We start from the raw sequence: 26,843 nt of genomic DNA on the forward strand, positions 1-26,843 counted from the left end.
GGGTTATGATGGATTTGAACCATCGACCAATTGATTAAAAGTCAACTGCTCTACCAACTGAGCTAATAACCCGCTCTTTTTGTCGCATTTCGAGTGGGGTAACCATTCGTTTGCTGCGGGCGCTTATAATACTTATTTATAAAATGAGTGCAACCGAAATTGTCTCTTTTTTTAAGTTTTTATGTCTAGATGCACAAAATTAAACCGTTTGTGCTCAAACTACATGCAAATCCAAGATTCTTCGAGAGTTTCCATGTAGTTTGCTCGCCCTAACTAGAAATTTAATCGCTAGTGAACTTTAGTTTCCTAAACGATCAGTTGCTAGTTTTGCAGCGGTTGTACTTGGGTATTGATTGATAAGATCGCTCAATATTTTTTGCGCTTGCGCCGCTGAACCTTGATCTTGTAAAAGTGTGCCTAACTTTAGCATCGCATCTGGGCGTTTATTAGAATTTGGAAATTCGTTCACAACGACTTTAAAGTGCTCTACTGCTTTTACACCATCATTTTTAATAGTAAGCAACTGCCCTAACCAATAATGCGCATTAGACGCATAGACAGAGTTTGGGTAGGTAGTTAAAAACGTTTGAAATTCAGGAATCGCTTGGTCATAGCGTTTATCTTTCATTATTAACGCAACAGCGCGCTCATAGGCTTCGTTTTCAGATAAGTCACTGCTATAGGTCTGTGCATTGCTTTGTTGCGTGTAATCAGTTGCGGGAGCTGCTGCTGGCTGTGTATAAGCCTGGCTCACGCGGTTTTCAATTTCTTGATACAACTCACGCTGACGCTGCAGTACTTTTTCAAGCTTGTAGCTTTGCTCTTCGGTTACACCTCGAATTTGGCTTACTTCGTCTTGTAACAAGTTAAGCTGTTGCTGTAACTCAACTTGCAAAAAGTTACGTTGTTGCATCATATTCTCAAGCGACGCTAATCGCTTCTCAATACTTGATTGTGAACTCGCAGCTTCTGAAACAGGAGCGGGAGCAGCCATTAACTGGGTGCTCCCGCTCAATATCATGGCTGCCAAAATAATTTTCGGCTTCATAATATCTCTTATCTTAGTAAACTAGTACCGCACGGCGGTTTTTAGCGAAAGCTGATTCAGTGCGAGACTTAACCATTGGCTTCTCTTCACCGTAGCTTACCACTGACATTTGGCTAGCTGAAACACCTAGGCTTAATAAGTATTTTTCAACTGCTTGGCCACGGTGCTCACCTAGTGCAATATTGTACTCTGGAGTACCGCGCTCATCTGCATGGCCTTCAATTAGTACTTTAACTGATGAGTTTTGAACTAAAAACTCAGCATGTGCACGAAGTAAGTCTGCGTACTTGCTTTCAACTGCCGCAGTATCAAAATCAAAGTAGATTACTTGCTCTTGACGAAGTGCTTCGTACTTTTGACGAAGTTGCTCTTCTGCTTGTTGCTCAGGAGAAATTGTAGCAACTTCAACCGTATCAGTGTTAGTTGATTGCTCAACAACGCCTTGATTTGATTGGTTTGCAGCACCTTCATCAATATCTGAAGATGAGCTACAAGCTGCTAATGTCATTACTGGCACAGCAATTAGCAGGCCTTTAAGTATTTTGTTAAGTTTCATTGAGTAGATTCCTATTTTGAGTAAACCAGTAATATTACTGTAAGTATGGCGACCAAGCTGGTGCCTTTACTTGTCCGTCTAGCACAGGTAACCGTGCCTTAAAGCGGCCGTCCATCGATACTAGCGCAAGTACCTGTTTATTATTATGAAGCGTGCTATATATAATCATCGAACCATTTGGCGCTATGCTCGGTGATTCATCTAGGCGTGTTCTCGTTAATACTTGGAACGCGCCTGTAGCCAGCTCTTTCTTAGCAAGATGGTACTGCCCGTTGGTACGGTTAACCATCACTAATTCTTTTCCATCTGGTGTTATTGAACCAGCGAGATTCATATCACCATCAAAGGTGAGTCGCTGTGACCTACCAGTTTTTAAATTTAACTTATAAATCTGAGCATTACCACCCCTTTCAGATGTAAACACAATATCTTGACCATTAGGGTGCCAAGATGGCTCAGTATCTATGCTACGGTGATTTGTTAAGCGTGTTTCTTTGCGTGTAGCTAGGTCAAGCAAGTAAATTTCTGTTGCACCTGTCTTGTCCTTAGAAAGCACTAATAATAGCTTTTTACCATCTGGCGAAAACTGCGGTGCACCATTGATACCACGGTAGCTTGCTATTATTTCGCGCTTACCTGTGTATATATCTTGAATGTAAATTTGGCTTTGACGGTTTTCAAACGTTACATACGCTAACTTAGTGCCATCTGGTGACCACGCTGGCGACATTAAAGGCTCTTTTGAGCGAAGTAATACTTGCTCATTAAATCCATCATAGTCTGCAACAACGAGTTGATAAGGCTTAGGGTCATTATCACGTACTATTACATAGGCAATTTTAGTTAAAAATGCGCCTTTTTCACCAGTCAATCTTTCATAGATAACGTCACTGATTCGATGAGAGTAACGGCGAAAACCACTTTCACCAATAACACTTTCACGCGCTTCCAAAATATGATCTTGGCTTTTAACTAGCTTACCATTACTCATCATTTGTGTGTTGCCACCGGTAATTTGGCCGCGGATCACGTCAACTAACTCATAACGCACTAAGTAACGCCCATCAGTTTGCTGCTCAACTTCGCCCACTAATATCGCTTCCACACCTTTATTAACCCAAGATGCGTAATCAATTTCGCTATCTTTGGTTGGCTGTTGTGGCATTTGCGCTACATCTACAGGCTTAAATTTACCACTGCGCATTAAATCGGCAGCAATAACACTGCTTAATTTTTCAGGGATTGGGCCGACACCTTGGTACTTAAAAGGTACTATAGCAATGGGCCTTGCGCCGTCTACACCCTCAGTTATTACAATTTCAAGTGCTGCATTAGCAACACCCACAAACCCAAACAGTAAAACTAAACAGGCTATTTTTATTTTGTTGAACATATCATTCCTTTAAAATTCTGGCTTGATTGTTAAATTAATATTCTTAAGTTGTTCGAATACGTCTTTATCTTTAGATACCGGTAATGTGTCGGCCATGCGCACTGCTCTTAATGCAGCTTCACATACCAACTTATCGCCACCTAATGATTTAACTTGCGTTACTAAACCATTAAAACCTAAACGAATATTTACTCGGCACTGTTGGTTTTTCATTTTTTCATCAATCAATAAGTTTTGCTGAATACGCGCCATAATTAATGCACGGTACTTATCAACTTCGCTTACCACTTGTTGTTGACGTATTTTACTACGGGCAGCCTGCTCTTTGGCAAGTTGCTCTTGTAACATTTGCTCTTGCATTGCTTGCTGGCGTTTACGTTCGGCCTCGGCTGCACGCTCTTTTGCTTCTTCTTCACGTTTTTTACGTTCAGCTTCTGCTTTTTTAAGTGCGTCTTCTTCGGTTTTACGCTTATCAGCAGCAGCTTTTGCTGCACTTTCAGCTTCTTGCTTTTGCTTTTCAGCTTGCTTAGCTTTAGCGCGCTCTTTTTGCTCAATGGCACGTGCTTTTTTAGCTTGTGCTTGCGCCTCGGCTGTTTCTTTTTCTTTAGCTTTACGTTCTTGCTCTAGCTTTTTAATATGCCTAGATTCAGATTCGCGTTGCTTACGTGCATTGGCCGCTCTGCGTTCTAAATCGCGGATACGTTTGTCTTCAGCACTTTTTTTATCTTTTTCTTTCTTTTGAAGTTCAGCAATTTTTTGCTCAACTTGTTTTTGGTCAACTGTAACGGCTGATACTGCTTTATCTGGCGTAGGTATAGCCGAATTAAGCGTTACTTCCATTACTTTAGGTGCTGGCGGATGAATGTTTGCAGACGCATACAAAAAACCACCAATTCCTAAATGAAGTACTATCGATTTTACTACTGAACTATTCATACAGCTACTTCCCCTCAAAGGATTCAGTCATTAATCCTACTGATGGTACGCCTGCATTTTTCAAAAAATCCATTAGTAATAATACTTCTTGATACGACACCTTACCCGAGCCTTTAATCATAACTGGCACGTCAGGGTTTTTCATTAACTGTAATTTTATAACCGCAGCAACATCAAGTGCTTCCATAGGCTCTTTAGGATCAGTACCTACGCTTACATAATATTTACCCTCTGCATCAATTGAAGCAATAATGGGCGGAGTATCTTTAGTATCAACTAAATCAGACTCTTCCATTTTAGGTAAATCAACTTTTACACCGTGTGTAATAAGCGGTGCTGTTGCCATAAATATAATAAGTAATACCAACATTACATCAATGTAAGGTACTACATTAATTTCTGCGACCGGACGGCGCTTTTTACGCTGATACATTCGCTTGTGCCTCTATTTGTGTAGCTGCTTGACGGTGTAAAATATTAGCAAACTCTTCCATAAAGTTAATATAGTGAGACTCAAGCTTTTCAACACTGTTTGAAAAGCGGTTATAAGCAATAACGGCCGGAATTGCCGCGAATAAACCCATAGCAGTCGCAATAAGTGCCTCTGCTATACCGGGTGCTACCATTTGTAATGTAGCTTGCTTAACTTCACCTAGTGCAATAAAGGCATTCATAATACCCCACACTGTACCAAACAAACCGATGTACGGACTAATAGAACCTACCGTTGCTAAAAACGATAAGCTAGATTCAATTTTTTCAATTTCACGAGAAAGCGCAACACGCATAGAACGATACGTCCCTTCCATAACAATACTCGCACTTTGAAATGTATTCTTTTTATGACGAGCAAACTCTTTAAAGCCTGAAGTAAATAAGGCTTCAATACCTTGAGACTGACCGCTGCGTGACGATATTTCGTTATACAATTTACTTAGATCAATACCAGACCAAAATTTTTGCTCAAATTTCTTAGCATTTGATAGTGCATCTGATATTGCTTTTTTACGCTGAAATATAATTGTCCACGACATTACAGACATGGCAACTAGCCCTAACATCACTAACTGAACAAGCAAGCTTGCTTCTAAAATTAGGTCTAAAAAATTAAGCCCTGATCCCACGTTAAACTCCTAAGTAATTTCAAAATACGGCAAATTGGTTAATTTGTGTAAATATGACCGTTTATACGGTCAAAAGTTGCATCTAGTGTATCTAGTCCATTTCAAGCTGACAACGGTATTGCTATGAATAGGCAACAAAAAACGTTAAAAAACAGCTTTAGTTGGCATTTCCCTTTGCCTCAGTATTTTATTTAATCTTTTAAATAAACTCGCTAACTATAAATATGCGTAAATATATAAGTAAAACGTCATAAAATGCGCCGTTTATTCAAATTAAGAGCATAAACACTCAAAACCTATAAGCCTTACCTTCACGTAACAGTAAAACTAATACCGAGCCACATCAAAAGAAATTACTTAAGCTAGAAATTTCATTGACTTATAAATTTAACGATTAATTAACGCGCAAGATTCAAACAACAATAAAATTCACCGAATTAGTTTTTCTAATCTGAAAATACAAATTTTCTAGTTTGAACAAAAAGATGATCTTACGTATTATTCTCCCATACCGAACTAGCGCACCGAATGAGATAGTTTCATTAAGCCAAGTTCTTAGTAATAGGATATTTTATCGTATTACATTGTTTTACTCTTTCTGGATAAAACCAAATTCAGTAAAACGTAGTTCCCTGGATTACTTCCTTCAACTTGTTGTTTGCCCGCATTTTTTGCGGGCTTTTTTTTGCCTACAATTTAGTGCGCTACATACTTTATTTATAAACTAATAATTGCTCTACCTATTTTACAATAAGTAATTCGGTTACTAGTTTGAATGGTACGCAGGATAGCTTCGCGAGTCTTAACGCCCTGTGAATTAACAGTTAACTATAAAGCGTATAAGTATTTTGAAATAACATTTGCAACAGTGTGCTGAGGTTTTGGGTAAAATACCAGCCGTATAAATATTTGAAAGAAAGGGATACTAAGTCAATTACCTGCTGCGCAATAAACCACAGCAAGCAATGTATATGATGAGGCTAGTCTTTTTTAGGAAGTAAATCAAAGTGATGATATGCACTGTCAGACACTATTCGCCCACGCGGAGTACGCTGAATAAACCCTTGCTGAATTAAAAACGGCTCTATTACATCTTCTATTGTTTCACGCTCTTCACCAATAGCTGCAGCTACATTGTCGAGCCCTACTGGACCGCCCATGAATTTTTCAATTATGGCGAGTAAATATTTGCGATCCATATAATCAAAACCACTTTTATCTACATCAATCATATCAAGCGCTTGCTTAGCTACTTCGGCGTTTACTGTGCCGTCAGATTTTACCTGTGTGTAATCGCGTACACGCCGTAATAAACGGTTTGCAATACGTGGTGTACCACGTGAACGTTGTGCAATTTCGGTTGCGCCGTCGTCACACATTTCTAAACCAAGATAATGTGCAGAGCGCCCTACTATGTGCGACAAATCTTCTACAGAGTAAAACTCTAATCGCTGCACAATACCAAAACGGTCACGTAGTGGCGATGTAAGTGAGCCTGCTCGCGTAGTGGCACCAATAAGCGTAAATGCAGGTAAGTCTAATTTAATAGAACGCGCAGCTGGGCCTTCACCAATCATTATATCAAGCTGGTAGTCTTCCATTGCTGGATACAGTATTTCTTCAACTTGCGGGCTTAGCCTATGTATTTCATCAATAAACAGTACATCGCCTTCTTCTAAATTAGTAAGTAACGCAGCTAAATCACCTGCTTTTTCAAGTACAGGGCCGGATGTTGTTTTAATACTTACGTGTAATTCGTTGGCTACGATATTTGCAAGCGTGGTTTTACCAAGCCCTGGTGGGCCAAATATTAATAAATGATCGAGCGCTTCACCACGGGTTCGAGCAGCTTCAATAAAAATTTCCATTTGCTGCTTAACATGAGGCTGGCCTCTGTAGTCGGCTAAAAGTTTTGGTCTTATTGCACGATCTATAGAGTCTTCATTTGTTTTTTCAGTCGCATCAATTAAGCGATCCGCTTCAATCATGGGTTACTCACAACATTGATTTTAAAGATTCTCTAATAAGAACCTCAGTAGACATATCGGGTTTGCTTATCGATTTTACTGCTTTTTGAGCTTGTGGCAATTTATAACCTAATGCAAGCAGTGCCGATACGGCATCATCGGCTGCGTTATTAGCTATTGTCGCATCGCTCATTGGCTCTATTACTGCGCTGTCGCTAAATGGCGTAAATAAATCATTACCCCAATCTTTTAATCTGTCTTTCATTTCGAGTACTAAACGCTCGGCTGTTTTTTTACCTACACCGGGTAATTTAACTAGCGACGTTGAGTCTTCGTTATTTACACAGCTTACAAATTGCTTTGCCGACATGCCCGATAAAATAGCTAAGCCAAGTTTTGGCCCAACGCCATTTGCTTTTAATAGCTCTCTAAACAAGGCACGTTCAACTTTATTATTAAAACCAAATAATAGCTGAGCATCTTCACGCACTACAAAGTGGGTGTAAACAATCGCGTTTTCACCAATTTTTGGTAAATCGTAAAAACAGGTCATTGGCATTTGTACTTCGTAACCGACACCACTTACTTCGAGTAATATTTCTGGTGGCTGTTTTTCGACTAAAATACCATTTAAGCGGCCTATCATAGTTATTTCCTTAAACGTCCTCTAACGGTTTTGCTTGCGCTACCCGCTAGTTTAATTAAATTTTGTTCTGAGTGAGCGTGGCAAATCGCAATAGCGAGTGCATCAGCTGCATCGGCCTGTGGCGTACCTGGTAGTTTTAAAATATTTTTTACCATGTGTTGCACTTGAGTTTTATCAGCGCCACCGTTGCCTACTACTGCTTGCTTAATTTGCCTAGCTGAGTATTCAAATACGGGTAAGTCGGCCATTGCAGCGCCAACAATCGCCGCGCCTCTAGCTTGGCCTAGTTTTAAAGCTGAATCGGGGTTATGCGCCATAAATACTTTTTCAATGGCAAAAGTTTCTGGCGAAAACTGTTCAATAAGCTGTGTAATGCCTTGATAGATCATTTTAAGCCTAACCGGAAAAGGATGATCGGCTAACTTAATACAACCACTGCCTAAGTATGTAAATTTAGAACCTTGGTGGGCAACAACGCCATATCCGGTCAAACGTGAACCAGGATCGATCCCTAAAATAATGGCCAAACAGCACTCCATTGTTATTATTTTTAAATTACGCTAATAATGCCAGAGCACTGTATAAATTACCAGTACAAAGAAAAACAAAAATGCCCACGTGTTAGGTGGGCATTTGAAGGAGCATGTTAGTTTAAGCTTACCCTAGGGCACGCACTAATCCTTGGGTATTTTGTTTAAGTGTTCGGGCAATCATTAAATAGCCTAAACCAGCCACAAATACACCGCCAGCTACAGGACCAATAATCCATATATGCGGGTGTAACTTACCTGCTAAATCAAACATTTGTTGCTGCACAATTAAAAGTGCTATATCACTAAAAAATGCAGCAACTAAGCCAGCTAAACCGCCGAGTAATAAAAACTCGTACAAGGTCGCGTTTTTAATTAATCGACTTTTAGCGCCAAGCGTTCGCAGTATTACAATTTCTTGCATACGCTCACCTAAACTAGCTTGCACTTGCGATATAAGTACAAGCGCGCCACACAGCACAACAATTGCAAGTACAAAGCCAATGGCGAGTGATACTTGCGAAATAGTTGTTTGTATTTGCTTAACAAAGTTATCAATATCAATCGCTGTAATAGTAGGGTAAGTACGCAATAACTGGCTAAAGTCACGCTTTTGATCTGGGTTTATACGTACCGACGAAATATACGTCGCCGGAAAATCTGCAAGTACATCTGGGCTTAAAATAATAAAAAAGTTAGGTTTAAGCGTGGCCCAATTAACTTTGCGCACACTGGTGATTTTAGCATCGAACGACTGCGAACCAATTAAAAATGTGAGCGTATCGCCTATCTCAACATCTAAACGCTCAAGCATCGACTCCTCTACTGAGGCTTCAGCCATCGCATTTTCACCAAACCACGTGCCTTGTGTTACTTCATTTTGGTCAGGCACATCTTTAAGCCATGTAAGGTTTAGCTCGCGGCCAATACCTGCACGTGCTTCTTCGTCTTTTTTCTCGTTGTCTTGCAGCGATACAGAACGTGCTACCAACTCGCCGTTTACCGCATTTACGCGTCCACGAATAGTGGGATAAAACTCTGATACCTGAATATCTTTTTGTGCTAAATACTCATTAATTGGCTCAAGCTCATTTTGCGTAATATTAACTAAAAACGCATTAGGCGCATCGGCAGGAAGTTGCGACTGCCAATCAGATATCATGTCGTTTTTAAGTACCACTAAAAACAGCAGTAATTTAATCGCTAATGAAAAACTAATTAACTGTACCGCGTTCACATTTGCACGCTTTTGAATAGATGCAATTGCAAGCGACCAACTGTTACCTGGCTTAAGCCCTAATTTTCGACCGCCACCAAATATTAATTTAGATATCAAAAACAACACACCAATTAGCGCAAGCGTTGAGGCAAACAAAATAAGCGTTATTTTTATGTTGTTACTAAATAACCACATTAATAAAAACACAGTTAGCGCACTCATGCCTAAATGCACACGACTTACTGCCAACTTGTCACCTAAGTTACGGCGCAGCACTCTAAGCGGTGGAATATCAAATAAATCAAATAACGGTTTAATAGAAAACATAACAGCACAAATTACGCCAGTGCTTATAGCCACCAGCCAAGGTTTAAAGCCACCTAAAGGTAGCTCTGTGCCCATACTTTTTGATAAGTAACTTGTTGCTATTTCTTGCAAGCCATAACCAATTAACAGCCCAATACTTACCGCCATTGCACATACAAGCAATAAATGGAGCATGTATATTTTGCGGATCATTGAACGGCTACCGCCTAGCGTTTTCATCATCGCTACTGGGTCGTATTGTCGTTCACAATAACGTTTTGCTGAAACGGCTATAGCCACTGCGGCTAAAATAATACCTAATAGGCCGGCAAGTAATAAAAAGCTCTCTGCACGGTTTAAACTATTTGAAATAGGTGATTGACGGTCTTTAACGCCGTACCATTGTTGGTTTTCTTTCATTTGTGGTTTAAGCCACTCGTAAAAGCTATTTATATCGGCCTCACTACCTGCATAAAGTTGGCGATAATAAACACGACTACCTGGCTGCACAACTTCGGTTTTTGCCACATCGTCAATATTAATAAGCACGCGGCGGCTGCTCGAAAATACATTAAATGGCGCATCGGGCTCTTCTACAATCACTTTTGAAACATTAAATAATGCAGCGCCAAGCTCTACTTGCGCGCCTATATCAATATTTAAACTGTAAAATACTGATTCACTTAGCCACACATTACCAGGCGTTGGTCCGCTATTAGCAACCTTAGTTTCACCTGTTAAGGTATCTTTAACTTTTAACTGCCCTTTTAACGGGTACGCATTAGATGCCGCTTTTACTGAGCTAAACTGCATTTCATCATCGGCAAACAACATAGTGTCGAAGTACACCATTTGCGCCGTTTTTAAATTTTGGCTCTGTGCTCTAGTAATAAAAGCAGTGTCGAGAACATGATCGCTTGCAAGTACACGGTCTGCTGCAATAAAAGCACTGCTTTTTTGCGCAATACTTTGCCCTATTCGCTCAGTAACCATAGACAGTGTAAGCACGGTTAAAACAGCAAGGGCGATAGCTGCGCTTATAACTGTTAGCTCACCACGGCGAAATTCTCGCGAAAATAACTTAAGCGCTAACTTAACCCACATTAGCAACGTCCTCTACTTGGCTTTTTACCAGTAAGCCCGCTTCTATTTGAATAATGTGCTCACATTTTTGTGCAAGCCCTTCATCGTGAGTAACCAAAATAAGCGTAGTGCCGTGTTGCGTGTTTAAATCAAATAATAAGGATTCAATCATTTTACCGTTTTTGCTGTCTAAATTAGCCGAAGGCTCATCAGCAAATAGTATTTTAGGTGTACCAATAAATGCTCGCGCAATAGCAACACGCTGTTGTTCACCGCCAGAGAGTTGCGACGGGTAATGATCAATTCGATGGCTCAAGCCTACTTTTTCAAGTAATGCAATTGCTTGCTCTTTTGCATCACTTTCACCAGCAAGCTCTGCTGGCAGCATAACGTTTTCTAATGCAGTTAAGCTTTGTACTAACATGAACGATTGAAACACAAATCCAATTTTAGCCGCGCGCAGTGCAGCACGCTCTTCTTCATCTAAATTGTGTAATGGCTCGCCATCTAAAAATATTTCGCCGCTGCTTGCGGTATCCAGCCCTGCTAATAAACTGAGTAACGTTGATTTACCAGAGCCCGACGTGCCAACAATAGCAACAGACTCGCCATGCTTGACATTAAAGCTGATGTCGCTGAGGATGGGCAGCTCACCTTCAAAGGTAGAGACTACTTTAGACAAACCATTAACCTGAATTATATTTAATTGAGAAAGCGCTGACATATGACTCATTCAATCCTTCGTTTAGTATTCATTTTATTTTTAGTTATCAAACCGCTGAGCGCAGCAGCCGACAACACGATTTTAATACTCGGTGACAGTTTAAGCGCAGCCTACGGACTTCAACAAGAAGAAGGCTGGGTAAAATTGTTACAAGATAAATACGATGACGAACAAGCCGACATTGAACTTATCAACGCCAGTATTAGTGGCGAAACATCTGGTGGAGCCCTACGCCGTTTAGATGCATTGCTTGAGCAATACGAACCCACTCATGTACTAATAGAGCTTGGCGCTAACGACGGTTTACGTGGTTTTCCAGTTAAAAAAATGCAAGCTAACTTAACGTCTCTTATTCAAAAAAGCCAAGCAACTAATGCGATGACCGCCTTAATGGAGATTTACATTCCCCCTAATTACGGTCCGCGTTATAGCAAAATGTTTACAGACACTTTTTCGCGCGTTAGCGAAGAAACAAATGCGCATTTAATGAACTTTTTTATGCTAGATATTGCCAGCCAATCTGATCTAATGCAAAACGATAGTTTACACCCTAACAAAAAAGCCCAACCATTAATACGAGATGAGATGTATGACTCGATCAAAAAGTGGTTAAATAAAGACTAGCCAATTAATACACCGCAAGAGTGCCTTTTTAGGTCTCTTGCGTAATAAACACCCAAACAAACAATCGCTTATTGATTTTTAAAAAAATACACGTACTATTGCATACAAATCGGTATGTGGCGCAGCTTGGTAGCGCACTGTCATGGGGTGGCAGGGGTCGAGAGTTCGAATCTCTCCATACCGACCAATTAATTCCTCTTTATTTCAAATTGTTATAAATTAAACTCTCTTCTTTATCGCACAATTAAATTAGTGCTTTTAAATATATATCGCACATTTATCGCACAACACATACCTTAAATTATTTTATACTTTTAAGGTATAAAAGGGGGGGATATATAGGAAGACAGCTAATGGCCCCCTTATAAACCAGCTTTATCATTATTTTAAAAAATAAACACATTTAACTTGTCTCCATGTTTTTCAAATTGTAATTTTAATCTAAAAGTACATTAGAGAATGTTATGCACATCAATCAAAAAAGAAAAACCACTTCACACTTATTATTTGATGAAATTATTTGTGCAATTGTGTTTGGCTCAATACCCTGTCTTTTAGTACTACAATTTTCAGGTGTAGAAGGCCTAGTTAGCTTTTTCGAAGGGATTACTCCCCCTGACTATCTAATATACTACTTTCTTCTACTGACTATTTTGCATAGTGTTGTTTGGGCTATTTCTAAATACAGCTTGTCTTTATCCGATTCTACTAGAACGTTTAAATACAGATTACATGCACTTTCATATCAAGTTGGTTTTAATCTAGTAGGTTTTTATCGAGCTATAGCAGGTTCACTCCCTTTCATTGCAATACCTATATTAATTTATGATTCGACAAGAGATAGCACCCTTAAAGCTATATTTATGCTTTTATTTTCAATTGCTAGTTTACTAGTCGCCTACTGGCTAACATATTGGCAGCAAAAGACCGCACCAAGAATTAAAGAGTTTTGATTTATGCTTAAGCGAACAAAAAGTTTGAAACTTAAGGCAACAACTAACTTGAAAAATGCCGGACACCTGTGAATTGGAAATTAAAAGAAGATAGGCAGCTTTGAGTGGTTGAACTCACAGCACTTAGCTGAACTTCGCCAAAGAGCTACAAGCAAACATTGAGTTAATCGATTTTAATAATTAGCTTTTAACTAAATTTAAATAAACTTTAAAGCTGGTAGTTTGATTATTTGAACTGACCTCTATATCTCCACCGTTTGCTTGCGCTAGAGCTTTAACTATTGCAAGCCCTAAACCTGCTCCGTCGCTGTGTCGTTGCCGCGACTTATCAGGTCGATAAAAGCGGTCAAATAAATAAGGTAAATGCTCAGAAGGTATTCTCTCCCCTGTATTAATCACTGAAATGCATATTTTTTCAGCGGTGGTCATTTCACTGTTTACAGTGATTGATGAGCCTTTTGGGGCGTATCTAATTGCATTGGATAGTAAGTTTGATAATAATTGGCGAAAGTGTAATTTGTCACAATAAAAACAAAGGTTTTGACCTTTTTTATTAAATGCAATCAATGAGTCTTCAGCCAAAGCGTCAAAATACTCAAATAACACTTCAATTTCATCATGGCTTTTTAGAGTGTTTTGAACGGGTTTAATTAGCCCATTTTGAGTTTTTGCGAGCCAAAGCATATCACTAACCATTTTAGTTAATCGCTCAAGTTCTTCTAAGTTAGAAAACAATAATTCTTGATACTCTTCCAACTGCCTTTTTTTAGATAATCCAACCTGTGTTTGAGTAATTATATTTGTTAGTGGAGTTCGTAGTTCATGAGCAATATCACTAGAAAAATTTGATAAGCGAATAAATTCACCCTGGAGCCTGTCGAGCATTGAGTTAAACGACTGCACCATATTAACAAGCTCAATAGGCACTTTATTTTCATCGAGCCTTACATCCATTTTATTAGTTTGGATATCGTGTATTTTCTGACTTAAACCTCGTAAAGGGTTTAATCCTTGATGTATAGCAAACCAAGCCACCAATAAAATGAGTACCGCTGAGCCAAACATAATGGCCCAAAGGCTTTGCTGAAATTGATTGAGAAAGTGTAAATGAAAGCTCATGTCTATCGCTGTAGTAATTTTGTATTGCTGTTGCCCAGTACTTAAATTACTCACCAGAGCTCGGTAGGTGTGGGTATCATTTTGCCATGAGGTAATGTTGTTACGGTTAAAGCCAGTTGAAGCCTTAGCACTCATTACAAAATCACTAAAATCTCGTTCAGAGCTTTGAAAAATGAGATCTCCTTTTGCGGTATTTACCTGATAGTAAACACCGTGATGACCCGCTACAGCGTTAGATAATTCATTTTTAAGTTTCAGGTTTGATTTATAGTGTTGTGTTAAAACTAATTCAATAGATTGATTAATAACATGCAGTTCACTACTATCTTGCTGGAAAAAATGATGTTTTATCGAACTATTTATTAAGGTGGCAACTAAAGTTAAGCACGCAATAACGGTTACAGCCACAAACAACACAACACGCATCGTAAGTGATAAAGGCCGTGACTTAATAGCCATCAGTTTCAACCTCTAATTTATAGCCCATACCACGAACTGTATGAATTAATTTAACAGTAAAGTCATCATCAACTTTTGCTCTTAGCCTACGAATGGCAACATCAATCACATTGGTGTCGCTATCAAAATTCATATCCCATACTTGAGAAGCAATTAACGAACGTGGCAGTACTTCACCTTCGCGCCGTAACAATAGTTCAAGTAAGCTAAACTCTTTATTACTCAATAAAATACGCTTGCCTGCACGTTGTATTTTTCGCTTTGGAATATCCATTTCTAAATCAGCAACTATCAGTATATCGTCAACTGTTTGTACTGCACCACGGCGAATAAGAGTGCGTACTCTTGCTAAAACTTCAGCAAAAGCAAAAGGCTTTATTAAATAGTCATCAGCACCAAGTTCGAGCCCCTTTACTCTATCGTCTATGCTATCGCGAGCAGATAAAAATAGTACTGGGGTTTTGTTATCTGCTTCACGTAGCGACTGTAAAATTTTCCAACCGGATACGTCAGGTAACATGACATCAAGTATTATTACATCAAATAATTCGGTCATTGCTAGGTGATGACCGTCAAGACCATTGCGCGCCAAAGAAACCTGAAAACCAGCTTCACTTAGTCCCTGTTTTAAATAATCTCCCGTTTTTGCTTCATCTTCAACAACTAATAAGCGCATACAATTCCTTCATTAAAGTCCTAACAACTACCTCTGCAAATATTATGCAGTATCTGTCACTACAGCAACATGACACCAAGATTACAACTTTGTAATGTTCGCGTCATGTTGAAGACAGGTCTATTTTCTATACTCAATACATATTCTGCTATGAAGGAGTAAGGAAATGGGGTTTAAAAAGTCATCACAACAGGTTAGCACACCACGAAGACGATTTGTTCAAGGCTTAATTGCAGGAGGTGTACTTGCTGCTTTTCCGAGTGTATTACATGCTGCATCATCTTTAGTAGCAGGAACAATAACAGGCACTGTACCCGAACTTAGCGGCGAAGTAATTGATCTGGTTATAGATGAATCGCCGGTTAACTTTACTGGCGTAGTACGTATGGCGACAACTATCAATGGATCTATACCCGCTCCTACCTTGCGCCTCAAAGAAGGCGATGACGTTACTATTAGAGTAACAAATAAGTTATCAGTACCGAGTTCAATTCATTGGCATGGCATTATTTTACCGTATCAAATGGATGGCGTACCAGGTATCAGCTTTAAAGGCATTATGCCGGGCGAAACCTTTGTTTATAAATTTAAACTGCAACAAAGCGGTACATATTGGTATCACTCACATAGCGGCTTTCAAGAAATGACAGGCATGTACGGTGCATTAATTATTGAACCGCGAGAAAACGATATTATTAGTGCAAATAACGAGCATGTTATTCAATTATCTGATTGGACTGATGATGACCCAATGGCGCTGTTCCGTAAATTAAAAGTACAGAGTGATGTATTTAACTTCAATCAACCCACTGTCCCAGAGTTTTTCGATGACGTTTCAAGCAGCAGTATTTCAAATGCTCTACAGCGCCGAAAAATGTGGAATCAGATGCGAATGAATCCTACAGATTTAGCTGATTTATCTGCATCAGCAATGACTTTTTTAATGAACGGTAGTACTCCAATGGCAAACTGGCGTGGATTATTTAAAGTCGGTGAAAAGCTTAGGTTAAGGTTTATTAATGGCTCTAGTAATAGCTTTTTTGACGTGCGTATCCCCGAGTTAAAACTAACGGTTGTACAAGCAGATGGGCAAAACGTTGAACCAGTGACAGTTGATGAATTTAGATTCGGCCCTGGTGAAACCTACGACGTAATTGTTGAGCCTAAAAATGATGCCTATACGATTTTTGCTCAAAGTATGGATCGCTCTGGTTACGCAAAAGGAACTTTATCAAGCTCGCCTAATATTGATGCGCCAGTACCTGCACTTGACCCTGTTGAATGGTTAACGATGACCGATATGATGGGCAATATGACCCACGGCGGTGAGCATTCTGCAATGGCTGGTATGGCAGGCATGTCAGATATGAACTCTAAAGAAATGGATCATAGCGCTATGGGGCACGGTGCAATGGCGATGGATCATAGCAAACATGGTATGTCTGAAAACCCATTAGCGGTTGCCAGCTCTAAAGTGCGTCATGCAAAAACGGAGTATGGAGCTTCAGTTGATATGCGCGTTGATATGCCGAGAACAAATCTTGATGATCCTGGTATTGGTTTACGTAAAAATGGTCGTCGTGTTTTAACACTTGCAGATTTACACTCACTTGAAGGGATCACTAACCAGCAAGAGCCAGAAGCTGAAATTGAGCTGCATTTAACCGGAAACATGGAGCGTTATAGCTGGTCATTTGATGGCTTAGAATTTGGTAAAAGCACGCCAGTGCATATGAAGCATAACCAACGTTTAAGAGTTATTTTACAAAACGATACCATGATGACGCACCCTATGCATTTGCATGGTATGTGGAGTGATTTAGAAAACGAGCAAGGTGATGTGCAAGTGCGACGTCATACGATACCTGTTCAACCCGCACAAAGAATCAGCTTTTTAACCACCCCTCACGATGTAGGCCGCTGGGCTTGGCATTGCCATTTATTATTCCATATGGATGCCGGTATGTTTAGAGAGGTAGTCGTATCATGAAACAATTAAAACTATCTAAATCATTAGGTTTATTAATGTTAACAGGGGCTTCATTAATTAGTTTCCCTTTATTAGCGCAAAGTGAAATGGCACAAATGAATAGCGCTAAGATGCAACCACAAGGAGGAAGTGCACCTAAAGATGCAAGAGACCCCCATGCTTACTCTGCGGGAACAACTTTAACAGAAGGCCCATATGCGCTTGAGGGCAATGAGCGATTAACACTCGCTGATGAGCATCCATTTTACGCATTACTAGGCGATCGTCTTGAATATAACGAGCAAGCAAACGCAGGTGTATTTGACTTACAAGCATGGTACGGCACTACCTTTGATCGATTGGTAATTAAAACCGAGGGTGATTTCAGCGAAGGAAGTATTGAAGAAAACCAAACCGATATTTTATGGGGTCACGCCGTATCAGCATATTGGGATACTCAAGCAGGTGTTCGTCTTGATTACAATAAAGAAGGTGAAAATCGGCAATGGTTGGCTTTTGGCTTACAAGGTTTAGCCCCTTATTGGTTTGAACTTGATATGACAGCATACGTAGGTGAGCGAGGCAATACCGCATTTACGTTAGAGGCAGAGTACGAACTATTACTCACGCAAAAGCTAATTATACAACCGCGAGCCGAAATTACACTTTATGGCAAAAACGATAAACAAAACGAACTTGGAAGTGGCCTATCAAGCAGCGCGATTGGCTTTAGGGTTCGTTATGAATTTACACGCCAGTTTGCGCCCTATATTGGCGTTGAATGGAGCAATAAATTTGGCAATACCGCCGACTATGCCACATCAAGTGGACAAAGTAGCAACAACACCGCATTTGTTGCGGGTATTAAATTTTGGTTTTAATCATTTTAAATAAGAGGTAATTATGAAGTTTTTTAATTCTGCAGTAGCTATTTTAGGTTTAGTACTTACATTTTCCGCATCAGCGCATATATCACTCAAGCAATCAACACCTGCGCAAGAAGCCATGTTAATGAAAAGCCCAGAGCAACTTTCGTTAACTTTTGGTGGTGAAGTAAGGCTAGCAAAAGTCATCATCAAAGATGAAAAAAATAAATCAATAAACTTTGATTTCAAACCAAGCTCTACCCCAAGCACAGACTTTAGTTGGTCATTGCCGAGCTTAGTCCAAGGCACTTACACGGTTAAATGGACAGCACTGGGTGGTGATGGACATAAAATGACCGACACGTTTAGATTTATGGTACACAAAAGTAAATCGCATAAGATGATGCAAGAACAATCTAATACCCACAGCAAACATAATCATTAAGTAGCAACATAATGCAATTAAGTGAATGGTCAGTACTCTTACTATTATTAAAACTAGCAAGCTATATCGCAATTGCAGGGCTTGCGGGCACTTTATTAATGCGCTTTATGTGTGGCAACAGCAATGTTGCAGGGCATCACTTAATTAGCTTTTATCAGTTCTTAAAACGTTGGCAAATTACGTGTGTAGTTACAGGTAGTATTGCTGCACTTTTACAAGTACCAATAGAAGCTGGAGCAATGGCTGAATCAGGCTTTATGGGAATGTTTGACCCCTTTATGCTTGAAATTGTTTGGCAATCAGTCATAGGTGACCAAGCAACGTTTAGAATACCAGCGCTTATTATTGCTCTAATTAGCGCATGTATGTGGAGTGTGGAATCAGATGATAACGTAGCAGGTTATAAAAACGGTGCCGTTATACTAATCATGCTTGGGTTTATCGCTTATAGCTTCACTTTTACTGGGCACAGTGCAAATGAAAATGGGTTAGTGAAAAGTATTTTAACCTTTCACCTTATTGCCATTGCGAGCTGGTTAGGGTCATTGTGGCCGCTTTACAAAAGCTGCACTTTACTACCTACCAGTGAAGTAAAGCGGTTAATGCATTACTTTGGTCAACTCGCTATTGTTATTGTATTTGTACTACTTATTTCGGGCTTAACTCTGCTCCTGCAGTACCTAGAGTCATTTTCTGCATTGTTTACATCAAATTATGGGCAACTAATTTTATTAAAGCTGTTACTCGTCAGCGCGATGCTGTTACTAGGTGCATGGCATAAGCTTTTTTTAGTCCCGCAAATCACTCAACAACACCATATAAGTATATTAAAACGCTCGATCACTGTTGAAATAGTAATTGCCCTATTTGTACTTATTACAACAAGTGTATTTACCACACTTGTTGGTCCGCCTATTTAACGATTAATAAAAAAGGAAAATGTATGTTAATTAAATCCTCTCATTTAAAAATTCTATTGCTACTAATTTTTAGCGCTGTTAGTTCTTTTGCTGTGAACGCACACACCCATGAAGAGCACACAAAAAAAGGCTGGGTCTTTGTTAATGTTGATAGCGAAGCTGCAAAGGCAGTTAGCTTATTTCATGCATCCCTAAAACAAGGCGATGCCAAAGTTGCCCGTAAATTACTGGCCGACGATGTCGTCATTTTTGAAGGCGGAATTGTTGAGCGTTCTGCAGATGAATACGCGAACCATCATATGATAGCGGATATGAAATTCTTAAGTGCAGTTGATAGTGAACTGCTAGAGCATCAAGTTCACACAAATGGAGACATAGCTTACTCAATTTCAAGAAGTAAAACTCAAGGAAAGTATAAAGGGAAAGATATTAAGTCTACGGGAATGGAATCAATCACATTAAAAAACACCGATAAAGGTTGGAAAATCACTCATATTCACTGGTCTAATTAAGGAGTTAACAATGCGAGTAATCTACATTACCTCAGCGTTTTTTTTATCATTAACTATGTCATTTTCGGCAATGAGTATCGAAAAACAGCATAAAACATCAATAATCTATGAAAACTCAGAAAAACCTGAAATTGAGCTTACCGTTTATAAAAGTAAAAATTGTGGATGTTGTAATAAGTGGATTGCTCATTTGAGTGAAAACAATATTCAAACAAAAGCAATTAACGTTAATGACATGGAGTCGATTAAATCTCAGTATCAAATAAAACCTAATATGCGCTCATGCCATACAGCCGTGTCAGCCGATGGATTTGTATTTGAAGGTCATGTTCCCGCTAAACATATAAAACAGTTTTTATCTGGGCAACACGCTCCGCACATTACAGGCTTAAGTGTACCAGCCATGCCTATTGGCACTCCCGGAATGGAAATGGAGGGTATATTTCACAAATATAATATTGAACTACTCACTGACAACTCAAATGAAGAAACCTACAGATACATAAGTAAATCCAGCGAGCAATTTTAGCCTAACGGCATAATTCTTAAGTTAATTGTTAAATACCCATTTTACACAACAGGAAACACTGATTTGTGAGCTTGATAGTGTAAAAATTACTCATATGTAAAAACACAATACAAAACTTTTAAGGAGCAATACAATGTCACACTATTCAAAATTTTTTTTAATGATAGCAACATCCACAATAACCATGTTTGTATTGATGTATTTGAACACCTACCAACTTAGTCATGTTTATTTTAGTGAAACTCGTACTTATATGGCGCTTTATATGGGAGCCACAATGGCATTGATAATGCTACTTTTCATGCTCAATATGTATAAAGATAAAAAGAAAAATATAACAGTACTCATTGCTAGTGTTGCCGTATTTGTGGGAAGTTTATTTTTAGTTCGCTCACAAGCGACTGTTGATGATAGCTCATGGATGTCGGCGATGATCCCACATCATTCAATTGCCATACTCACCAGTGACAGGGCAAAAATCAAAGATAAACGCGTTCAAAAGCTAGCTACAAATATAATTGAAGCCCAAGAGCGAGAAATAAAAGAAATGCAATGGCTCCTAAAAGATATAGAGCAAAACGGCATTGCACAAACCAATGCTCAAGCACAATTAAGAGCTGTTCCAGATTTCAATTCAAATAAATAAACCGCATAACATAAGGAGTAAAGCATGAGTAAATCAGCCCAACTTTTTAGAATGGCAACAGATGAGCATATTTGTCCGTTTGGTTTAAAATCAAAAGACCTACTAGAGCGAGAGGGATATACAGTTGATGATCAGCTTTTAACTTCTCGAGAGCAAACAGATGAATTTAAAAAACAACACAGTGTAGAAACTACACCTCAAACATTTATTGATAATAAACGTATAGGTGGCTACGACGATTTACGTGATTACTTTAATAAGCCACAAGCAGCCCAAGAAGGTACAACTTACACGCCCGTGATTGCGATTTTTTCGGTTAGTTTTTTGCTTAGTGTGGCATTTAGTTTTGCATCGGATAATAGCTTATTATCAATGCAAACCGCTGAACTGTTTGTAGCCCTAACAATGGCAGTGTTAGCAATACAAAAGCTTCAAGACTTATTTAGCTTTACTAATTCATTTATAACCTATGACTTAGTCGCTATGAAAGTAGTCAGGTACGCTTATGTTTACCCATTTTTAGAAGCATTTGTTGGCATTGGAATGATAGCCGGATTACCAGCCTATATTATTGCCCCTATTTCATTATTCATAGGTGGGGTTGGTGCTGTTTCAGTGATAAAAGCAGTCTATATAGATAAACGAGAGTTAAAATGTGCCTGTGTAGGCGGTGACAGTAACGTACCACTAGGGTTTATCTCCCTAACAGAAAACTTATTTATGATAGCTGCCGGTATTTGGATGTTTGTTAGGTAAATAACAGCTTTAATTTAAAAATATGATGACGAGCTTATTTATAGCACGAACCAGACTCAGTAGTTGAGTCTGGTTCTGCCTGAACTTAAAACGCCATCAATTTGCTCTGGCTTCTCTAAGGTATCTTGAAGTTACAATGAGACTAAAGTTTTTTATTAATTGCATGATTTAAAAAAGCACTAGCCCTCTAACTTTATTAAATAGATCTAATCTAAATTTGATTCCAGGATTCTTTTGGCAATAAATTTTGTGAAATTTTTTCTAGTCCGCTTAGAGCGAATAGCGGTCATTGTGATTGGCTAAATATAATAGTTAATTAGTCAAATTGCTGTTTGCTCACATATACAAGTAAACGTGGTACGAGTAGACATTTACGCGGCTCGCGTACCGTCAAATTGTTACCCCCCTCATTACCTCCACAAACCGATATAATGAGGTAAATATATCAATTAGAAGAAAAACAATTTTAATTGGCGAGTTTAGTGTACTCCAGTTTTTTATTGATCTTTAAGCTTAGCACGCTACAAAGCGGTGCGGGGATGAGTGATAGCCAGCCAGGTATTGAGGCGCTAGTTACATTAAGTTGTTCGAGGCGGAGGGTGGACTATATTTATTTAGTCAAGACGATTGAGGCATCTACTTAATAATTGGCTATAAAAAACATCTTATTCTTTTTTATTGACTACAATGAAGCAGCAAAGGGAAATATATAATAATCGAGAGTATTCAATATTATGTGATTCTCCTTCTTTAGAAATCAGCTTGAAAGGAGCAATTTATGCGTTTATTTTCACTTTTTATTGTCATAACCGGTTCTATAGTGACCTCATTTATTGCCATTATTTTTCTTTTAACATTCCTATCGGATGATACTCAAAGGAGTAGCTTTAGCCATACAATTTACCTAGATGAAGAAAGTGGGAAGATGTATTTTCCTGTAGTAAATAAACTAATGCGTAATTTAAATGAAATATTTAATGTGGACTATACAGCAGATGATTTAAGCAATGAGTATAAGCAAAAACTACTCGAATGCTTTTTCTATATGAAGTGGCATAGTTAATTTGGCCACCTACTTAGAGATGTTATTATGCATCTCATCAAACGTTAGGTGATACAAATGACAAAGAAAAAACGTCCAAATTATAGTGCTGAATTCCGATTAGAAACTGCTCAGTTAGTTGTTGATAATGGTTACACCCACGAAGATGCAGCTAAAGCAATGGGAGTTGGTTATTCAACCATTAGCAAGTGGGTAAAACAGCTCAAAGAAGAACGTAAAGGGGTCCAACCCAAAGCAGCACCGATGACCGCTGAGCAAATTGAAATACGAGCACTTAAAAAAACAATAGAACGTATTGAATTAGAAAAGGATATTTTAAAAAAGGCTACTGCTCTGTTGATGTCAGACTCCCTGAACAATTCTTATTAATTGAGAAACTCAATCAGAGCAATAGAAACAAGTACCCAATTAGTAAGTTATGCGATGTATTTGAAGTACACCGTAGCAGTTATAAATATTGGGTAAACAGGGATAACAATTTAAGCTCATCAGAAATAAAATTAAGAGCTGATGTTAAACACTTTCATGCACTTAGTGGTGGCTCTGCGGGTGCAAGAAGCATTGCAGACATGATAACCAATGAGGGATATTCATTAAGTCGTTATCGTGCAGGAAGCCTAATGAATGAGCTGAAACTCGTTAGTTGCCAGGTACCTAAGCATAACTATAAAAAGGCGAATAAAGATCATCTAGCCATCCCAAATATACTCAAACGTCAGTTCGCTGTTGTTGAACCTAATACTTATTGGTGTGGAGATGTGACGTACATTTGGACGGGTAATCGTTGGTCTTACCTTGCTGTTGTCCTTGATTTGTTTTCGAGAAAAGTTATTGGCTGGGCGCTCTCAAATTCACCTGATAGCGAGTTAACGATGCAAGCATTAATGATGGCATATGAGAGCAGAGGAAAACCTAAAGGGGTCATATTTCATTCAGACCAAGGAACGCATTACACCAGTAGAAAGTTTAGGCAACGACTGTGGCGTTATCAAATAACACAAAGCATGAGCCGTCGTGGTAATTGTTGGGATAATGCGCCAATGGAGCGTTTTTTTAGAAGCTTGAAAACGGAATGGATACCAACGATAGGATATAAGAATTTCAATGAAGCTAAGCATGCGATAATTAATTACATTATGGATTATTACAACCCGACGAGACCACATACGTACAACGGAGGGTTAAGTCCAAATGAATCAGAAGGAAGATATGAGTTAAGCTACAAAACTGTGGCCAATATTACTTGACCACTTCATAGCTTGGATGCGGGCATTGTCTAGAAGCGTATGGGTCACACATTAAGAATCTTCAATGTCTGCTAGTTGGCACAAAGCGGTCGGGGAAACTAGTCCAGAAAGTTCTAAGCTGTATTGCCACTGTTGCATATTTTGCTGTTTAATTTCAATCTAAGTGCCCTGTCACATTATGTTATCCAATATCTTTTAACTGTTCTTAAACTAAGATTGGTAAAAAGTGCAACAGCCTGTTGAGTTGGTCTGTTGCCCGTTTCTTTGGTTATTTTTTTAACAGCTTTTTTAACAAGCTGCTGCGAATTACTTCGCTTTTTAATCGCAGTGTCTGTAGCTGCTTTTTTCTGCCTCTCCTTAATTTCATCGCTTGATAACTTCACTTTTGACTTAATATTTAAATATTCAGGGCAAAAGCCGAACAAGTCTTCCAGGTAATCAGCTAGAGTCTCTTTTCTGTACTTATAGTGTGTTGTTTTTGCTGTTCTAGTTAAACTAACAAGCTCTTCTAATGATAAACCAATTAGCTCATCATTTATTTTTGTTAGCTTTTCAAATGCGGTGTTTTTATTCAGGTGTTGAAACGCAACAAACAGGATAAACGCTGTTTTATCTCGCTTACCCTTCGGCACCCCACCCTTCTTATAAAAATGGTTTTGAATACTGTTAATACATTTTAGCCACCATTCTTTAATGCTATGACCGTAGCGTTGGTGATCTGGTTGCTTTGGTTGCTTTGCTATCTTATTTCTGGGGCTTGAAGCTAAACTAGTTTGGAATTCTAGCTGCGATTTCTCTATATTCTTACGTAAATGACATAGATCTAAACACATCAACAGTTCATCAAATGTATATTTAGTACCAGAGCCAAAATACCTGGCATGCAATCCTGTTCTACTGTGAACAGACCCTGGGACACGCAAAAAACCGCTAATTCTTTTTGTAGCCATAAGATCTACATGCCAAAAACTATCTGACTTTCCAAAACTCTCAATTAGACTTTTAGTAATTTGTTGCCATATCAACTTGTTAATTGCGACTGCATCTACAGGATTGTAAATCCAATAAAGATGTATTCCACCTGAGCCAGAAAGGACATAGCCTGTTGGTGGTGGTAGCTTGCTCAGTTTTAACCTATTGAATACTTCAGGAACAATTTTAGCCTCTGTCCTTCTAACATCAAATGGATCACATTTATCATTAAGATCAATTTCAATCCAATTCGCTGATAGTAGAGCTAGGTTGCTCTCCCTAGGCCAACTAAAAAATTCGTTTGGAGTGTAATAGCAGTCTACTGATTCACTTGTACTATATAATACTCCTCGAACAAACTTACTAGTGTCACGTCTAAAAATTCGAAAATCGGTTAAGCTTTTTGATTTACTGTTCCCAAGTAAATGAATAAATTTTTTAGACTTATGGCATTTACTTAGTAACCCTCGAACATATTTAGGTGTCGTTAATTCAATTAGTGAATAAAACTGACTCGGATAGGCAATAGGATATTCTGGCCACTCAAATTGTGGCCTTGTTTTAAAGGCAAGCATATAATATGAAGATGCAAAGTGCGTTTGGGGTGTCGCCGGTCAAGCAGCCCCTTTCGCCTTCCTTACACCTTCACTCCTTCAAAACGAGCTAGCCATTGCTCAACTGTTTCGCGTTTAAATAGGCGAACTCGACCCAATTTAATAGAAGGTGGTGCTAAACGTTGAACTTGATAAAGGTTGGCATCTTTTCCAGACTCAATAGCCTTGCGCTGGGCGCTCAGACGATTATTAATTGTGCCTGTAGATAGGTGTAAAAGCTCTGACAGCTCTTTTACTGATAAGATCTCTGATGACTGCATATTCGCTCTCCAATACGTAAATTAGAGCAAAGAGATGCCACGTAGCCCTGTGAGCCGTGGACTTGCTAGTGCATATAATTAATATATGCGTACCCTAGTAACCTCTTTTCTACGTATTGAAAGCAGCCCCGAACATTGGGCGCCTGTTTTTATTAACTTTACTATGTTCTGTGGTAAATCTTTTTATCTCTTTGCATTATAAGTAAGCACAATAAGTATGCTTAAGATGAATTTAAATGAGATATAGTGATAAATCAAGTGAACTTGAGGAATAAAATTGCTTTAAGGCTCAGCTAATGAATTACCGAGCGCTGGATTTTCAAACTATCACTGCAATCATCACAAAGCATAAGCATCCACTTAAACACTGATTGAACATGTGCCTCAGGGTAGTAATTATCAAACTTCTTCACTTTTTCTGAACGATTATAAAACGATGAAAAAGACTCTAGTTGTATATCCCAAATCTCTGATTGCTCGTTACTATAATCGTAAAACATGAAGTCTAAGGTAAGTAGCTCACTAAGTACTTGTGCTTCATTAAGCTTACTTAAGTTATCCCTGATTGATAATAACCTATCCCGACTATTATCTTGGCCTTGCAGCCTGATAAACAAAAAATCAATCGCTGGTAAAAATGCATAAACGTTAAAATTAATCATAAAAAACTACGCAGCTTTT

28 protein-coding genes and 2 tRNA genes are annotated in these 26,843 nt (G+C 38.8%); 13 read left to right on the forward strand and 17 right to left on the reverse strand.

The features are described 5' to 3' along the window. From AAEY68_RS12215 to AAEY68_RS12270, 12 genes are all read right to left on the reverse strand, one after another. Nucleotides 1-72: transfer RNA gene (locus tag AAEY68_RS12215), tRNA-Lys, on the reverse strand. A 226-nt stretch (nt 73-298) separates the two neighbouring features. Beyond that, nucleotides 299-1,048: a tol-pal system protein YbgF gene (gene ybgF / locus AAEY68_RS12220; RefSeq protein WP_024590479.1), complete on the reverse strand. Its 750-nt coding sequence runs from the start codon at nt 1,046-1,048 to the stop codon at nt 299-301. A gap of 13 nt (nt 1,049-1,061) precedes the next feature. Continuing rightward, entirely contained in the window at nt 1,062-1,604 is a 543-nt protein-coding gene (gene pal / locus AAEY68_RS12225; RefSeq protein WP_024594355.1) for a peptidoglycan-associated lipoprotein Pal, read from the reverse strand. Between the two features lie 34 nt (nt 1,605-1,638). Beyond that, nucleotides 1,639-2,997, reverse strand: a complete 1,359-nt coding sequence (gene tolB / locus AAEY68_RS12230; RefSeq protein WP_007580390.1) for a Tol-Pal system beta propeller repeat protein TolB — start codon at nt 2,995-2,997, stop codon at nt 1,639-1,641. Nucleotides 2,998-3,006: 9 nt separating this feature from the next. After that, nucleotides 3,007-3,933, reverse strand: a complete 927-nt coding sequence (gene tolA, locus AAEY68_RS12235; protein ID WP_007580388.1) for a cell envelope integrity protein TolA — start codon at nt 3,931-3,933, stop codon at nt 3,007-3,009. 4 nt (nt 3,934-3,937) lie between these two features. Then, nucleotides 3,938-4,366: a protein TolR gene (gene tolR, locus AAEY68_RS12240; RefSeq protein WP_350586000.1), complete on the reverse strand. Its 429-nt coding sequence runs from the start codon at nt 4,364-4,366 to the stop codon at nt 3,938-3,940. Then, nucleotides 4,353-5,057: a protein TolQ gene (tolQ, locus tag AAEY68_RS12245; protein WP_350586001.1), complete on the reverse strand. Its 705-nt coding sequence runs from the start codon at nt 5,055-5,057 to the stop codon at nt 4,353-4,355. Before tolQ ends, tolR begins: the two co-directional genes overlap by 14 nt. Before the next feature lie 980 nt (nt 5,058-6,037). Next, a complete protein-coding gene (ruvB, locus tag AAEY68_RS12250) occupies nt 6,038-7,045 on the reverse strand; it encodes a Holliday junction branch migration DNA helicase RuvB (RefSeq protein ID WP_024594354.1) in 1,008 nt (335 codons plus the stop codon). Between the two features lie 7 nt (nt 7,046-7,052). Continuing rightward, nucleotides 7,053-7,670 carry a Holliday junction branch migration protein RuvA gene (ruvA, locus tag AAEY68_RS12255; RefSeq protein ID WP_002960647.1) on the reverse strand — a complete coding sequence of 206 codons (618 nt, stop codon included), beginning with the start codon at nt 7,668-7,670 and terminating at the stop codon, nt 7,053-7,055. Nucleotides 7,671-7,672: 2 nt separating this feature from the next. Beyond that, a complete protein-coding gene (ruvC, locus tag AAEY68_RS12260) occupies nt 7,673-8,197 on the reverse strand; it encodes a crossover junction endodeoxyribonuclease RuvC (protein ID WP_002960649.1) in 525 nt (174 codons plus the stop codon). A 130-nt stretch (nt 8,198-8,327) separates the two neighbouring features. Then, a complete protein-coding gene (locus AAEY68_RS12265) occupies nt 8,328-10,829 on the reverse strand; it encodes an ABC transporter permease (RefSeq protein WP_350586002.1) in 2,502 nt (833 codons plus the stop codon). Further along, nucleotides 10,819-11,532 (reverse strand): ABC transporter ATP-binding protein, encoded by a 714-nt coding sequence (locus AAEY68_RS12270; RefSeq protein WP_008137049.1) that lies wholly within the window; start codon nt 11,530-11,532, stop codon nt 10,819-10,821. The genes AAEY68_RS12265 and AAEY68_RS12270 overlap by 11 nt, the downstream gene beginning before the upstream one ends. On the opposite strand from AAEY68_RS12270, the gene AAEY68_RS12275 reads away from it, so the two are divergent. The 3 genes from AAEY68_RS12275 to AAEY68_RS12285 all read left to right on the forward strand — a co-directional run bounded on the left by AAEY68_RS12275 (nt 11,533) and on the right by AAEY68_RS12285 (nt 13,109). Next, entirely contained in the window at nt 11,533-12,156 is a 624-nt protein-coding gene (locus AAEY68_RS12275) for an arylesterase (RefSeq protein WP_024594352.1), read from the forward strand. It begins immediately after the preceding gene. A gap of 110 nt (nt 12,157-12,266) precedes the next feature. Then, a tRNA-Pro gene (locus AAEY68_RS12280) sits at nt 12,267-12,343 on the forward strand. A gap of 277 nt (nt 12,344-12,620) precedes the next feature. Next, nucleotides 12,621-13,109 (forward strand): hypothetical protein, encoded by a 489-nt coding sequence (locus AAEY68_RS12285; protein ID WP_024594351.1) that lies wholly within the window; start codon nt 12,621-12,623, stop codon nt 13,107-13,109. Nucleotides 13,110-13,289: 180 nt separating this feature from the next. Here AAEY68_RS12285 and AAEY68_RS12290 read toward each other — a convergent pair whose 3' ends face one another. Together AAEY68_RS12290 and AAEY68_RS12295 are read right to left on the reverse strand one after the other, a co-directional pair. Next, nucleotides 13,290-14,687 (reverse strand): heavy metal sensor histidine kinase, encoded by a 1,398-nt coding sequence (locus tag AAEY68_RS12290; RefSeq protein ID WP_024594350.1) that lies wholly within the window; start codon nt 14,685-14,687, stop codon nt 13,290-13,292. Beyond that, on the reverse strand, nt 14,677-15,363 hold the full coding sequence (locus AAEY68_RS12295; protein WP_002963239.1) for a heavy metal response regulator transcription factor: 687 nt from the start codon (nt 15,361-15,363) through the stop codon (nt 14,677-14,679). Before AAEY68_RS12295 ends, AAEY68_RS12290 begins: the two co-directional genes overlap by 11 nt. A gap of 166 nt (nt 15,364-15,529) precedes the next feature. Between AAEY68_RS12295 and AAEY68_RS12300 the strand changes: the two genes are divergently transcribed. The 10 genes from AAEY68_RS12300 to AAEY68_RS12345 all read left to right on the forward strand — a co-directional run bounded on the left by AAEY68_RS12300 (nt 15,530) and on the right by AAEY68_RS12345 (nt 24,316). Continuing rightward, a complete protein-coding gene (locus AAEY68_RS12300) occupies nt 15,530-17,353 on the forward strand; it encodes a copper resistance system multicopper oxidase (RefSeq protein WP_002963238.1) in 1,824 nt (607 codons plus the stop codon). Then, on the forward strand, nt 17,350-18,213 hold the full coding sequence (locus AAEY68_RS12305) for a copper resistance protein B (protein WP_010554095.1): 864 nt from the start codon (nt 17,350-17,352) through the stop codon (nt 18,211-18,213). Before AAEY68_RS12300 ends, AAEY68_RS12305 begins: the two co-directional genes overlap by 4 nt. A gap of 22 nt (nt 18,214-18,235) precedes the next feature. Beyond that, nucleotides 18,236-18,643 (forward strand): copper resistance CopC family protein, encoded by a 408-nt coding sequence (locus tag AAEY68_RS12310; protein ID WP_024594349.1) that lies wholly within the window; start codon nt 18,236-18,238, stop codon nt 18,641-18,643. An 11-nt stretch (nt 18,644-18,654) separates the two neighbouring features. Next, nucleotides 18,655-19,563 (forward strand): CopD family protein, encoded by a 909-nt coding sequence (locus AAEY68_RS12315; protein ID WP_024594348.1) that lies wholly within the window; start codon nt 18,655-18,657, stop codon nt 19,561-19,563. A gap of 23 nt (nt 19,564-19,586) precedes the next feature. After that, entirely contained in the window at nt 19,587-20,075 is a 489-nt protein-coding gene (locus AAEY68_RS12320; protein ID WP_024594347.1) for a YybH family protein, read from the forward strand. A 10-nt stretch (nt 20,076-20,085) separates the two neighbouring features. Next, on the forward strand, nt 20,086-20,604 hold the full coding sequence (locus AAEY68_RS12325) for a DUF411 domain-containing protein (protein ID WP_350586003.1): 519 nt from the start codon (nt 20,086-20,088) through the stop codon (nt 20,602-20,604). A 133-nt stretch (nt 20,605-20,737) separates the two neighbouring features. Beyond that, on the forward strand, nt 20,738-21,250 hold the full coding sequence (locus tag AAEY68_RS12330) for a DUF305 domain-containing protein (RefSeq protein WP_024594346.1): 513 nt from the start codon (nt 20,738-20,740) through the stop codon (nt 21,248-21,250). Between the two features lie 24 nt (nt 21,251-21,274). Further along, complete coding sequence (locus AAEY68_RS12335) at nt 21,275-22,006, forward strand: MauE/DoxX family redox-associated membrane protein (protein ID WP_024594345.1); 732 nt, start codon at nt 21,275-21,277, stop codon at nt 22,004-22,006. A gap of 778 nt (nt 22,007-22,784) precedes the next feature. Then, nucleotides 22,785-23,069: a hypothetical protein gene (locus AAEY68_RS12340; protein WP_350586004.1), complete on the forward strand. Its 285-nt coding sequence runs from the start codon at nt 22,785-22,787 to the stop codon at nt 23,067-23,069. A 57-nt stretch (nt 23,070-23,126) separates the two neighbouring features. Continuing rightward, nucleotides 23,127-24,316, forward strand: a protein-coding gene (locus AAEY68_RS12345) for an IS3 family transposase (protein ID WP_502935710.1) whose coding sequence is annotated in 2 segments (ribosomal slippage) — nt 23,127-23,385 and nt 23,385-24,316 — 1,191 coding nt in all. Because the reading frame shifts where the segments join, the coding sequence is not laid out codon by codon here. A gap of 176 nt (nt 24,317-24,492) precedes the next feature. On the opposite strand, the gene AAEY68_RS12350 is transcribed toward AAEY68_RS12345, so the two are convergent. The 3 genes from AAEY68_RS12350 to AAEY68_RS12360 form a co-directional block, all read right to left on the reverse strand. Further along, nucleotides 24,493-25,863 (reverse strand): bifunctional DNA primase/polymerase, encoded by a 1,371-nt coding sequence (locus AAEY68_RS12350; protein WP_197119444.1) that lies wholly within the window; start codon nt 25,861-25,863, stop codon nt 24,493-24,495. A 62-nt stretch (nt 25,864-25,925) separates the two neighbouring features. Then, nucleotides 25,926-26,162 carry a MerR family transcriptional regulator gene (locus AAEY68_RS12355; protein ID WP_138585717.1) on the reverse strand — a complete coding sequence of 79 codons (237 nt, stop codon included), beginning with the start codon at nt 26,160-26,162 and terminating at the stop codon, nt 25,926-25,928. A 293-nt stretch (nt 26,163-26,455) separates the two neighbouring features. Next, complete coding sequence (locus AAEY68_RS12360; RefSeq protein ID WP_350586006.1) at nt 26,456-26,824, reverse strand: hypothetical protein; 369 nt, start codon at nt 26,822-26,824, stop codon at nt 26,456-26,458. Between the last annotated feature and the right edge of the window lie 19 nt (nt 26,825-26,843).

The organism is Pseudoalteromonas sp. RB2-MNA-CIBAN-0110, from assembly GCF_040309305.1.
In the GTDB taxonomy this organism is placed as follows: domain Bacteria; phylum Pseudomonadota; class Gammaproteobacteria; order Enterobacterales; family Alteromonadaceae; genus Pseudoalteromonas; species Pseudoalteromonas arctica.